The following is a 13,175-nucleotide window of genomic DNA, read 5'->3' on the forward strand; positions in this document are numbered from 1 at the left end:
CATGAAAAACACCCATTGGATGGTACGTTTGCTACAAATTGTCACTGGACTGTTTGTGCTATGCGGCTGTCTACTGGTGTTGGTTTATACGCCTTTTTACTCAAAAATGATCGTCAAGGGCTTAAACCAGTTTGTCTCCTTAGAGCTAAATGAAGTCGCGGCTCAAAGCCAGAAAATGGCTGCACTCAGCGAACATGAAAATCTGGAACCTGGCTCTGATTTATGGATTGCCCGTCAGGCGTATTTAAAGGTCATGGAACAGGATATCCAGCAAAATAACTCGGCCAACCTGATGCTGATTCAGGCACGTTATAAAGCACTGCAGCAGGTGATTGAAGAATATCAACGCGAACAGCAAGATCAAAAAGCAGAGCAAAGTCCACCTGCTCAGGTGCCCTTATTGTCCTCTCAGGAAGAAGCAGAACCAGCCGATCCGACAGCCAATGTCCGGGAATTGCTGGAGTGGGACAGTAGTGAAAATAAGGAACGCATTGAGCAATATATGGAGTTTTTGACGACGCATCCACTTGAGCAGGGTGAAGCCAGTTCGGTACAGGAAACCGATGGAGAGGAAATCCAGCAGGACTTGGCTTTACTACAAGAGCAACAGCAGGCTAAACCGGCGAATAGCTCCCAACCTTATGCCATTGTGGTATTGGGTGGTGGCTTAACCCTAGATGACCAAGGCAAAGAGATCATCGTCAATAACTATACGCGACTACGTCTGGAAACTACGCTGGCAGTAGAGAAACATTATCAGTTGCCGATTGTTCTGAGTGGGGTCGAAGCGCCGTATATGCAGCGCTGGTTAAAAAATCATGGTGTCGATGCCAAATTACTGGAAGATCGCAGCATGAACACCTGTGAAAATACCCGTTTCAGTTCATTATTATTACAAAAGAAAGGTGGAGCGCCTACAGTGATTCTGATTACGGATCGTTATCATATGCCGCGTACCCGCCGTTTATTTGCGTTAAATGGCATACAAACCATTCCGGTAGAAGCGCCGATGCCAACGCCATTGACACGATGGCGTCCAAGTGCACAAAATTATGATCACAGTCGTCGTGCCAATTATGAAATGTTGGCGACCATGCGCGATATGTGGTTTGGATCCAGTGACTGTCGGGAGGTGCCATAATGTCTGATATCCCATTTTTAAATCCCACCATTCTGAAACAGCTGGATTTACCCATTCCGAGTCGGGATGTTACGCCTCAACTCTTGCCACCTTTAAACCTGAATCGTAGTGATGAACCGCCGATTGATCTGCAGTCCTATCGAAAGCTTTATGGTTTTGATTTACTGGACTGCAAACACTGGCAGGGCTATGTACAGATGCCATTATTCAAGTTGCATGTACAGGTGTTTGAACCGAATCTGGAAAATACCCGCTTTGACAAGATTCAGGGAACTGCTTTTCTGTTGCATGGTTATCTGGAACATAGCGGCATTTATCAGCCGATTGTCAAAGAGCTTTTAGAACAGGGTTTTAGTGTGTTGACCTATGATCTGCCTGGACATGGTCTGAGTGATGGTTCACCTGCCAGCATTCAGAATTTTGATCATTATCAGCAGGTTTTGCATGCCGTACATCGTTATGTGCAACATGCCTCACAATTACCGAAACCTTGGGTTGGCATCGGGCAGAGTACCGGCGGTGCGATCTGGATGCACCATTTACTGGAATTTGCAGAACGTCGTGAAAATCCTTTTGTTGAGCGGGTCTTGCTATTATCACCATTGATTCGTCCCGTCAAAACTGCCTGGTGGCATAATTCGGTCGGATTGGGCATTATTAGCCGAATCAAACGTGAAGTTCCCCGGCATTTCAGACGCAATAATCATAATCCGGAGTTTCTGCGTTTTATCCGGCTTAAAGATCCATTACAACCACGAATGATGGGCATGGACTGGATTTTAGCGATGTCACGCTGGATGCTGGAAATGGAAGCGCGTCCGGCTTGTCGTATTCCAGTCTGGCTAGCACAGGGTGCACAGGATCAGACTGTGGACTGGCGTTATAATATCGAATTTATCCGACGTAAATTCAGACTCCAGACTTTGCTTATGCTAGAAGAGGGTTCGCATCAGTTAATCAATGAGCGTGCTGATATTCGTGCTGCATTGACGGGTTTGATTCCTGCCTTTCTGCATGCACACGGCAGCAAAACTTATTATTAATAGATTGAAAATTTAATATTTAAAAAGGCGTTTATGAAAACGCCTTTTTTAGTTCTAATGCTATTGATTTAAAATTTTTCTAATTGGGCCAAATTCCACATCCGGAAGTAGAAGTTCTCCTCATCCTTATTTTCACAGGACAATAATTCACCTTCTTTGAGCCAAAAATGAATCTGCGCAAAGTTCTTTATTTCGTGATTATTCACGCGTTGTGCCAGATGATGCGCCTTAATAGCGGAAGGGTGTTTGAGACCTGCGGAAGCTATTAATTCAGACAGGGCATGTAAGGTGTTTTTATGAAAATGAAACACCCGTTCGGCCTTGGTCGGCACATGTAAGGCTTTCTGGCGATCTTTGTCTTGGGTGGTGACTCCGACAGGGCATTGATTGGTATGACAACTTTGTGCCTGAATACAGCCCACTGCAAACATAAAACCACGGGCAGAGTTCACCCAATCCGCACCAATGGCAAGCGTGCTGGCAATATCGAATGCACTAATTATTTTACCACTTGCACCAATTTTGATCTTATCTCTCAAACCTGCACCAACCAGGGTATTGTGTACAAACAGCAAACCTTCTCTTAATGGGGCACCAACATAGTCAATTAATTCAATGGGTGCAGCTCCCGTTCCACCTTCAGAGCCATCAACCACAATAAAATCTGGGTAAATCTGGGTATGTAACATAGCTTTGACCATGCTCATAAACTGCCACGGCTGGCCCAGACATAGCTTAAATCCGACCGGTTTTCCGTTGGAAAGTTCACGTAATTTTTGTATGAAATGCATCATTTCAATCGGTGTGCTAAATGCCGGATGACTCGAAGGTGAAACACAATCATGATCACGGCTGATGCCTCGAATTTGGGCAATTTCTTCCGAAATTTTACTTTTAGGTAAAATACCGCCGTGGCCAGGTTTTGCGCCTTGCGAAAGCTTGATTTCAATCATCTTCACTTGGGGTAATTTGGCTTGTGCAGCAAAACGTTCCGGATCAAATTGCCCATCTAAAGTACGGCAGCCAAAATAACCACTGCCAATTTCCCAGACCAGATCACCGCCATATTCCAGATGGTAGGGGCTGATACTGCCTTCGCCTGTATCATGGAAAAAATCACCTTTTTTAGCGCCGAGATTAAGGGCTCTTATTGCATTGGCACTCATGCTGCCAAAGCTCATGGCTGAAATATTTAAAATAGAAGCTGAAAAGGGCTGGGTACATTGCTCATTTCCAATCAGGATGCGAAAAGTCTGCGGATCGGCAACTTTGCAGGGCGTGATGGAATGACTAACAAAACGGTAATTATCTTCATAGACATTCAGGATCGAGCCGAAAGGTTTATCAGAATTTTCATTTTTTGCCCGCTGATACACCAGACTGCGCTGCATACGGGAAAAAGGCAGTGCGTCCCGGTCGGCTTCAATAAAATACTGACGAATCTCGGGACGGAATTCCTCAAAGATAAAGCGGAAATGTCCCATAATGGGATAATTTTTCAGAATGGAATGCTTATTTTGTAGTACATCATACAAACCCAGCAAACTCAGCAGAATGCTCAGGATCCATAGGGTATTCACTAACGTTTGCGGCATAAAATAATAGATATAACGCGGTGAATAACCGATATGAAATGTAGTAAAAATCACTGCAATCAGAATGCAGGCAAACCAGACCGAATGGCGGGAAAAGAAAGTATTGAGCAGCTTGTGACGTACTAATTGAGCAGGGTTAGCCATTGTAAAATTAAGTCCCTATTTCTACTTCTATAGGGCTTTATGATGTGCAGAGCGAGGTATCTTATACAAGCAGAGAATTGTTATTCGATTTTATAAACTTGCCGAAAATGCTATTAAGCCAGACAATGAATCGGCAGCGATTACAGATAAATTTTACGGAAAAAGTTCTATAGAAAAAATCTGCAAAAGACATGCATTCTATTTATTTCACAAGTAAGGCGGATGACTTTATAGTCGGTTTATTCACTACATAGGAGTCTTAAACCATGACCAAAAAATCCATTCGCTTTAATGATGCTGAGCTGGCTTGCTCATGTCTCAGTCATTTTTAAATATTGATGTTTCATTCAAGCTGCATTTCGGGGTGTCAAAGAAAAGCAGATTGGCACAGCGGCAGATCACCACAACAAGAATAAAAATATAAGCATAATTCTCCAGTCCCCAATTTGGGGATTTTTTTATTCTGGAATACCTAAAAGAATCTGGATGAAGCCTGTGTAGTTAAGGGTTTTCCTCATCCAGTTGAGCGACTGCATTGGCCACAATACTCGGTTCAATATGTTTAATCTTTTTACCAAAGCTACGCAGCCACCAGACCAGTTGAGAGGTAAATGGCACGGTAGCAGTGATCAGCGACATGCCATCTTCCATTTTTTCAATTTTCTGGTCTTTACTGAGCTGGCTTTCCTCAAAGTAATGCGCATCCGACTCTGACATGCTGAGTTTAAGCGTGACATTTTCGGTGGGATGGTTGAAGTCCACCCGGAAGCCCAGTGCACCAGAATCAATATAATCATCAATATCGAAATTGACCGGATGCAAGGCACGTGAATTCAGCACGACGGCCGATTTAAAGCGGTGCAGTGCAAAGGTCTGGATATCCGATTTGTCATGACGGGTACACACCAGATAAATGATTGACCCTTTTTGTACCAATGCCAGAGGATTGAGAATATAGGTTTTTTCTTCGCTGTTATGACCACGGCCCTGATACACACATTCCAGTTGTTTGTCCTGTAACAGGCCTTCATACACCGCTTGCTGCGCGGCCTTATCTACCACAGGTGGAATCAGCGGTTGGGTGGCCGGAACAATGCGTACGCGGTTAATCCATTGCCGGACATTGTTCTGGGAAGAAAGACTGCGTCGTGCCAGATCAAACCACGGATTCATTTCCTCGATCAGGCTCGGTGGCAGCAGATGTTTTAAATGTTCTTCGACCATCATGAAAGTGACCGCTTGCGAGCTGGTCATATGCGGCAAACTTTGCAGCGGCGCATCTGAACGCCAACGCCAGCCTTGCGGCGTGGTTTTACTGCTTTCAATTGGAAAGCGTTGCGCAATCTGATTCAGGTCACGCTGAATGGTACGTAGACTGATATCAATGCCTTCGCGATTCAGGATTTCCTGTAATTCACGTGTTCCCATCCATTTGCCGGTAGAAAGACGCGACAAAATTTGCCATTGGCGATACAGACTGTTTGAAGTTTCTTTTTCTTGTGCTGACATAATTTATTTTGCTGGCAATAAAGAAGAGGGGATTTAGGCTTAGCTTAACACAATAAAAAAACTCTCATTTTTTCGCAAGTCCCTCTGTGCAACATTTGTCCTACAATTCTAAAACAACTTGGTCGAAAATAGCATTGAGTTCATTGGGCATTTATTAGATTAATGGTAATTGAAATGCAGATGTCATGGCATGGATATTGCTTTGATTTAATTATAATAGATGATAATACGAGGGTTTGTATGCTTAAAGGAAATCGGGATACAAATGTGATTGAAACAATTGATAAATTTAGTTCCCAGAATATTGGAAAAAATTTTATAGACACTAAAACTACAGCGGTATCTACTACAACAAACCCACAACTTTTACTGCAGCAGTTATCTTCAAAGTTCTTTAATGAAATGCAGGATGAACATGTGCTGTCCAGTCAGGCAGGTCAAAGACTGGAAGAATGGTTATCTCAACATACGCTGGATGAACTCAATGCACTGAATCAGGTAGCAAAAGAACATTTTTTAAATCATGGTATTACCTTTACCGTTTATGGCGATGAAGAAGGCGTAGAACGCACTATTCCCTACGATATCATTCCGCGAGTCATAGACCGGAAACAGTGGAATATGGTGGCTTTAGGCTCGGCACAACGAGTACGGGCGCTAAATTTATTCTTACATGATATTTATCATCAACAGGACATTTTAAAAGCCAATATCATTCCTGAGTTGCAGATTTTAACTCATGAAGCCTATCAGCCGCATATGTATCAACATAGCTTGAAAGGCGGGATTTATAGCCAGATTAGCGGGATCGATGTGATCCGTGATTCCAAGGGCGAGTTTTATGTCTTAGAAGATAATCTCAGAACGCCATCTGGCGTGTCTTATATGCTGGAATGCCGCAAGATCAGTGAAAAACTGATGCCGAAAGTATTCGAGCAGTCCAAGATTGCCGGAATCGAGCAATATCCACAATTATTAAAAGAAATCCTGATCGAAAATGCTTATGTCGATAAGCCATTTGTGGTGGTACTGACCCCAGGACGTTTTAATAGTGCTTACTATGAACATTCTTTCCTTGCAAGAGAGATGGATGTGCCATTAGTAACATCACGTGACCTTTTTGTTGATGACTCGAAGGTTTATGTAAAAACCATACGTGGTCGCCAACGAGTCGATGTTATTTATAGACGGGTCGATGATGCGTTTCTTGATCCTTTATGCTTTAAACCGGATAGCACTTTGGGTGTCGCTGGCTTGATGTCAGCTTATTTGCAAAATAATGTTGTGATTGCCAATGCACCGGGAACCGGTGTGGCAGATGACAAATCGGTTTATCCATATGTCGACAAAATGATTCGTTTTTATTTGGGCGAGCAGTCAATTCTAAAAAATGTTCCGACTTATCAATGTCGTAATTCTGAAGAATTAGACTATGTCGTGGCTCATCTGGATCAGCTGGTGGTGAAAGAAGCGCAGGGTTCGGGCGGTTATGGCATGCTCATTGGACCACAAGCGTCTAAACAGCAAATTGAAACTTTCAGGGAGAAAATTTTAGCTGCGCCGCATTTATATATTGCGCAGCCAACTTTGGACTTATCGGTTAGTCCGACTTTGACCAATTTTGGTATTGCTGAACGTCATATCGACTTACGCCCATTTGTATTAAGTTCGCCTTATCGTACTGAAATCGTACAGGGTGGCTTGACACGCGTGGCGATGCAGCCCGGTTCACTGGTGGTGAATTCATCACAAGGTGGCGGTATCAAAGATACCTGGGTAGTCGACAATTTACATTCATAAGATTCCAAAGAAGGAAAATGTCATGGTTTTGCTGAATAGCAATGCACAACATATTTTTTGGTTAGGGCGTTATTTATCTCGCACTCATTTTTTATGTGCGCGCTTTCCATTTTTAGAAGACGAAGCGGCAGTAGCGTATGCCCATGCTTTCTGTTTGCCTGCCTTTGATGCCAGTTCCCTAAATGAGCTGGTACTTGATCCTACGCAAGTGGCGTCTTTTAGCCAGCAGTTTAAAGTAGCTAAAGACAATATTCAGGAATTACGCGGGGTGCTGTCTGCTTCAGGCTATGCGGAACTGATGAAATTGATCAAAACCGCAGACAAAAATGCTGGTTATATCTGTGAAGTGGTGACGGAATGTGAAGATATTCTGGAAGCCGAATCTTCCGATATTTTTCTGTTTTTTAGTCTAGGGCAATGTGTCGAACAGCTCGATCATCAGTTACGTCTGGGTGAAGAAACCAGTACTACACTCTGCAAGATTGATTATGTGGTCAGAATTCTGGTAGAGATGGGCTGGAATGATCTGGAACAGTACTGGGAGCAGTTGCGTACAGAACCGAACCGGATTCAGTTTTACCAGTTTAGCGACCATATTCATCAACTGTTTGAGGCAGATGTATGAAATTGATGGTGAATCACCAAACGCACTATATGTACACGGCCGAGGTGAGGAACAGTATTCAGTACATTAAAATGATGCCTTCGAGCAATGCGCATCAGCGGGTGCATTCCTGGGATATCAGTGTGCCGGGTAATAAAGAAATCCGGAAAGATGCATTTCATAATCTGTGGATGACCTGTAGCCAGCGGGAGCCTTATTATTCCCTGACTATCATGGCGCAAGGGATTGTTGAACTGAATCCTGCGCATCAGAGTGGACTGAATGATTCAATCAATCCCAATCTTTTTCTACAGCCGACCGAATCGACACAATGTAATGCAGCAATGAAAGACTTTGCACAACGTCATGTTCCTGCATTAACCCGTCAGCATTTGATTGGACTGGCACAGGCCTTGCTGGAGCATGTGCCTTATATTTCCAACAGTACTTCAGTGCAAGGCTCTGCAATAGATGCCTTTGAGTCCAGACAGGGCGTCTGTCAGGACCATAGTCATATTTTTATTGCCATGTGCAAATATCTAGGTTTGCCTGCACGCTATGTTTCTGGTTATTTATATGCACAAAATGCTTCGCATCTGGCCAGTCACGCTTGGGCAGAGGTGTTTGTAGACCAGACATGGTATTGTTTTGATGTCAGTAATCTGTTGTTTACTCCAAGTTCGCATGTTTATGTGGCGATTGGACGGGATTATTGGGATGTGGCGCCGGTACGCGGTGTCAGAGAAAAGGGCGGTGTGGAATCCATGCATTCCATCGTTCAAGTGCTAGGATGTTAATAAGGACGAATGAATGACGTATTGTTGTGCACTACGTTTAGAGCAAGGTATGCTTTTTATCAGTGATACCCGGACCAATGCCGGAGTAGATCACATTTCTGTATTTCGAAAGTTGTATACCTTTGGTATTCCTGGTGAACGTATGATCGTCATACAGGCATCCGGAAATCTGGCAACCACACAAGCCGTGATTGGGCATATCAAAAATCAGCTCGAACTGAAGCAGGAACCCAATATCTTGAGTCTGCACACCATGTTTGATGTCGCTGAGCTGGTGGGTAGTATGCTGAAAAAAGTGATTGCCAATGTTACGAGCGATATTTCGGAACAAAGCAATTACTATTGCAATCTGCTGGTCGGGGGGCAACTTAAAGATCAGGATATGCAGCTTTATCATGTTTATCCGCAAGGGAACTTTATCTGTGCCACACGCGATACGCCGTATTTCCAGATTGGCGAAAGTAAATATGGCAAGCCGATCCTGGATCGTGCGCTGACTTATGATATGCCGCTGGATGAAGCTTTGCGCTGTTCCCTGATTTCATTTGCATCGACCCTACGTTCCAATGTATCGGTCGGCATGCCCCTCGATGTGCTGGTCTATAAAAAAGACAGTCTGATCATGCCAAGAGGCAAGCGTATTGCCGAAGATGATGAGTATTTCACGTCAATCAGCCGGCAATGGTCAGAGACCTTAAAAAAAGGACTGGCAGAACTTCCTGTTCCCTCTAATGAGTATTTCTTATAAAAACCTATCGTGATTCAGGCTTTTCGCGTACAGTATTAACTTCTATGCAGTCCAGCATAATAAAAATAGAGAAGTTAGCGCATGTACCAATTTTGTTACGCCAGTAAAAGTACTTCTCCCAAAACTGATTTGCTTGAAGATTTAGCGAATATTTTGAAAGAAGCCCGTGATTTTAATTACCAGCATCAAGTGACAGGTGTACTTTATTTCGCAGATGGTCATTTTTTTCAATGTCTGGAAGGTGAATGTCCCACTTTAAAAAGTCTGCTGGTGGAGCGACTGAATAAAGATCCTCGCCATCAGGACATTAAACTATTTGAAACCAAGGAAATTGAATATCCAAGTTTCCCGGACTGGTCCATGAAATATATTTCCAAACGCAGTCAGATCCAGCAATTCTGTCGGGAAATGGGATTTGATGACTTTAATCCTTTTGCCTTTCAGCAAACTCATGTCGATGCCTTATTAATGCAATTATGCATAGAGCAGGGCGAGGAACAAAAGTCAGCCTAAAGAAAAAGCCCAACATAGATTGGGCTTTTTTAACTCTTAAGATTAGATCAAACTACTTTGCGTAGTGGACGATTGCTCAGTCGGCATAATAGTTCATAACCAATCGTGCCATTCGCTTCTGCAACATCGTCAATCAGACGGGTTTTACCCCAAAGTTCAACTTCTGTGCCCAATTGCACATCTAATCCTGTGACATCAATAGCGATCATATCCATCGCTACGCGGCCAATCACGCGAGTTTGCTGACCATTGATTGCGACATAGTTCTGTTTAGGGAAAGCGCGAGGATAACCGTCACCATAGCCAATTGAAACAATGGCCAAAGTCATGTTTTGGTCTGCGGTGAACGTCGAACCATAACCGACATGCTCACCTGCTTGAATCTCATTCAAGGCAATAATCTCGGCAGTAAAGGTCATGACCGGTTTCAAATCCAGGTCATGTACATCACGGTCTGCAAAAGGCGTCGCGCCGTAGAGCATGATCCCGGGACGGACATAGTCAAAATGCAATTCTGGATATTTATAGATTGCAGCCGAGTTACAGCAAGAGGCTAAAATTGGAGCGCAGTCATTTTTAATTTCCAGGAATTGACGGATTTGTTCATCATTCAGTGGATGCTCGGCATCGGCATTGGCAAAATGCATGGCTAGCACGCAACTAAAGCCTTCAGCTTTTAGCGTATGAATTACATCTTTGATCACATCAATCTTAAAACCTAATCGGTTCATGCCGCTGTTCAGTTTGACCCAGACTTTAAGATCTTTGGCGATATAGGTCTCTTTATGAGCCAGTAACCAGTCGAGTTGGGCCTGATGATGTACCACAACTTCAATATTCTGTTCGATTACGATTGGCATCTCATCTGCAGAAAAAACACCTTCGATGAGCGTGATCGGCTGTAGATAGCCCAATTCACGAATTTCCAGGGCTTCTTGCAGGCAGGCGACACCAAAGGCATCGGTTTCGCTTAAGGCTGCTAAGCAGTCTTTAACTCCGTGTCCATAAGCATTGGCCTTTACCATGCTGACTATTTTCGCGGTTGGGGCAAGTTGTTTGACACGGTTTAAATTATATTGCAGCGCAGCGCTGTCAATATAAACTGTAGCTTGACGCACCCTAAATTACTCCTAGAGGGACGATGGAAATGTGATGACGAGAGTCTGATTACTCTTCATCATCATACTGAGCATAGAACTCAGGTGAGAGATTACTAAAGCGGGTATATTGACCTTCGAATGCCAGACGTACGGTACCAATCGGGCCGTTACGCTGTTTGCCGATAATGATTTCGGCGGTGCCAGCTTCCTTGGATTCCTTGTTATAAACCTCATCACGGTAAATAAACATGATCAAGTCGGCATCCTGCTCGATCGCACCAGATTCACGCAAGTCGGACATCACCGGACGTTTGTTTGGACGGTTCTCCAGCGATCGGTTGAGCTGTGACAGGGCAATCACTGGACACTGCATTTCCTTCGCCAAGGCTTTTAAGCTTCGGGAAATTTCCGAGATCTCGCCAACACGGTTATCACCCATGCCAGGGACTTTCATCAGCTGCAGGTAATCGACCATGATGCAGCCCAGCTTTCCGCCATGCATTTTGGCAATACGACGCGCACGGGCACGTAATTCTGTCGGCGGCAGTGCAGAAGAATCATCGATATACAGATTTTTTTCTTGTAAATGCACAATGGTACTGGTGACTTTTGACCATTCATCACTGTCCATTTTACCAGAACGTAAATGTCCCTGGTGCACGCGACCAAATGATGAAATCAAACGCATGGCGATCGAGTCGGCTGGCATCTCCATTGAATAGACCAGAGCAGGCAGGTTGTTATTGAATAAAACACTTTCGACCAGATTCATGGCAAAGGTGGTTTTACCCATGGATGGACGCGCTGCGACAATAATCAGGTCACCGGATTGCATGCCGGAAGTTTTGTTATCCAGTTCCACAAAACCAGTAGTTAAACCGGTAATGCTACCTTCCATTTGTGACAGTTCATTTAATTTATCAAATACGTCCGCAACCACCGAGTTGATCGGCTTAGGGCCTTGCGCTTTGGCATTGTTATTATGCTGTTCGGCAATCGAGAAAATATTGGTCTCAGCCAGATCCAGAATTTCACTGACGGTACGGCCTTTGGTGTCATAGGCATTTTGTAAAATTTCAGAGCTGACTTTAATCATGCTGCGCAGGGTAGCAAACTCTTTAATTTTCCCAGCATAAGTTTCCAGGTTATAGAAACTTGAGGGTGAGTCTGCCATCAGCTGCATCAAATACTCTTCGCCACCAATGGCATCGAGTAAATTCTGTTTGATGAGCCAGTCATGCACCAGAACGGCATCATAAGGTGAGTTTTCTTTAGAGAGCTGCTCAATAGCACGGAAGATATATTTATGTCGGGTGGCATAAAAATCATTTTCGGTCAGCACATCACCGACCTGTTCAAAAGATTCAGCCACAGTCATAAGGGCAGCAAGTACAGCCTGTTCAATTGCTAAATTGTGTGGCGGAGTACGGAACTCCTTGAGATTGCTATTTTCAGTAACAATTTCCGGTTTAGCAGTAGCTACCTTTTTGCTGGCATTCGCCTGTGACATATAAATCCCTGATTTTAAATAAAATGGTTAAATATCGTCGGAGATGAATAGCGTTTATTCACTACGAGATGAAATGATACGCGCTCTGATCAAAAATGCGAAGTGCAATTTTTTGTAAACACGAATAATAAAATGAATTTGACAGTGTTGGCTAGATTATATTTTTTAGAGATAAAAAAAGAGCATGCTTTCGCATGCTCTTTTTGAGGCGAGAAATTACTCAGCTACGATAGTAACTAGAACTTCTGCAGTAACATCATGGTGCAATTGGATTGCGATGTTAAATTCGCCAGTGTGACGAAGCGCGCCATTTGGAAGACGTACTTCAGCACGGTCTACTTCTAGACCAGCATTTGTCAACGCGTCAGCGATGTCACGAGTACCGATAGAACCGAATAGTTTACCTTCATCACCAGCTTTCGCAGTGATAACGATGTTCACTTCGTTCAATTGGTCAGCACGTGCTTGAGCAGCAGCCAAGATAGCAGCTTCTTCTTTCTCAAGTTCAGCACGACGAGCTTCAAAAGCAGCAGTGTTTGCTTCAGTTGCAGCAACAGCCTTACCTTGAGGGATAAGGAAGTTACGGCCGTAACCAGCTTTAACTGAAACTTTATCGCCTAGTTTACCTAGGTTTTTAATGCGTTGTAATAAGATAATATCCACAGCTCAAC

12 protein-coding genes are annotated in these 13,175 nt (G+C 43.7%); 7 read left to right on the forward strand and 5 right to left on the reverse strand.

Annotated features, from left to right (window positions below; genetic code table 11):
• The first annotated feature begins 1 nt into the window (after window position 1).
• Window positions 2–1,141, forward strand: a complete 1,140-nt coding sequence (locus F890_RS06895) for a YdcF family protein (protein ID WP_004278807.1) — start codon at window positions 2–4, stop codon at window positions 1,139–1,141.
• Complete coding sequence (locus F890_RS06900; RefSeq protein WP_005266202.1) at window positions 1,141–2,184, forward strand: alpha/beta hydrolase; 1,044 nt, start codon at window positions 1,141–1,143, stop codon at window positions 2,182–2,184. Before F890_RS06895 ends, F890_RS06900 begins: the two co-directional genes overlap by 1 nt.
• 68 nt (window positions 2,185–2,252) lie before the next feature.
• Here the strand turns inward: F890_RS06900 and F890_RS06905 are convergent, their stop codons facing one another.
• Both F890_RS06905 and F890_RS06910 read right to left on the reverse strand, forming a co-directional pair.
• Window positions 2,253–3,923, reverse strand: coding sequence for an FMN-binding glutamate synthase family protein (locus F890_RS06905; protein ID WP_004278804.1), 1,671 nt, complete (start codon window positions 3,921–3,923; stop codon window positions 2,253–2,255).
• A 501-nt stretch (window positions 3,924–4,424) separates the two neighbouring features.
• Window positions 4,425–5,432, reverse strand: coding sequence for a helix-turn-helix transcriptional regulator (locus tag F890_RS06910; protein WP_004278803.1), 1,008 nt, complete (start codon window positions 5,430–5,432; stop codon window positions 4,425–4,427).
• 240 nt (window positions 5,433–5,672) lie between these two features.
• On the opposite strand from F890_RS06910, the gene F890_RS06915 reads away from it, so the two are divergent.
• The 5 genes from F890_RS06915 to F890_RS06935 all read left to right on the forward strand — a co-directional run bounded on the left by F890_RS06915 (window position 5,673) and on the right by F890_RS06935 (window position 9,894).
• Complete coding sequence (locus F890_RS06915; RefSeq protein ID WP_004278802.1) at window positions 5,673–7,232, forward strand: circularly permuted type 2 ATP-grasp protein; 1,560 nt, start codon at window positions 5,673–5,675, stop codon at window positions 7,230–7,232.
• A gap of 22 nt (window positions 7,233–7,254) precedes the next feature.
• Window positions 7,255–7,857: an alpha-E domain-containing protein gene (locus F890_RS06920; RefSeq protein WP_004278801.1), complete on the forward strand. Its 603-nt coding sequence runs from the start codon at window positions 7,255–7,257 to the stop codon at window positions 7,855–7,857.
• Entirely contained in the window at window positions 7,854–8,633 is a 780-nt protein-coding gene (locus tag F890_RS06925; protein ID WP_004278799.1) for a transglutaminase family protein, read from the forward strand. The genes F890_RS06920 and F890_RS06925 overlap by 4 nt, the downstream gene beginning before the upstream one ends.
• A 13-nt stretch (window positions 8,634–8,646) precedes the next feature.
• Window positions 8,647–9,381, forward strand: a complete 735-nt coding sequence (locus F890_RS06930; protein WP_004278798.1) for a proteasome-type protease — start codon at window positions 8,647–8,649, stop codon at window positions 9,379–9,381.
• 81 nt (window positions 9,382–9,462) lie between these two features.
• On the forward strand, window positions 9,463–9,894 hold the full coding sequence (locus F890_RS06935; RefSeq protein ID WP_004278796.1) for a BLUF domain-containing protein: 432 nt from the start codon (window positions 9,463–9,465) through the stop codon (window positions 9,892–9,894).
• 47 nt (window positions 9,895–9,941) lie between these two features.
• Here F890_RS06935 and alr read toward each other — a convergent pair whose 3' ends face one another.
• From alr to rplI, 3 genes are all read right to left on the reverse strand, one after another.
• A complete protein-coding gene (alr, locus tag F890_RS06940) occupies window positions 9,942–11,012 on the reverse strand; it encodes an alanine racemase (RefSeq protein ID WP_004278795.1) in 1,071 nt (356 codons plus the stop codon).
• Between the two features lie 49 nt (window positions 11,013–11,061).
• A complete protein-coding gene (dnaB, locus tag F890_RS06945) occupies window positions 11,062–12,504 on the reverse strand; it encodes a replicative DNA helicase (protein WP_004278794.1) in 1,443 nt (480 codons plus the stop codon).
• 216 nt (window positions 12,505–12,720) lie between these two features.
• The gene (rplI, locus tag F890_RS06950; RefSeq protein WP_004278793.1) at window positions 12,721–13,167 is read right to left on the reverse strand and encodes a 50S ribosomal protein L9; all 447 of its coding nucleotides are present in this window, start codon (window positions 13,165–13,167) and stop codon (window positions 12,721–12,723) included.
• Window positions 13,168–13,175 lie beyond the last annotated feature (8 nt).

Origin of the sequence: Acinetobacter sp. CIP 64.7 (assembly GCF_000369745.1) — a bacterium.
Taxonomy (GTDB): Bacteria; Pseudomonadota; Gammaproteobacteria; order Pseudomonadales; family Moraxellaceae; genus Acinetobacter; species Acinetobacter fasciculus.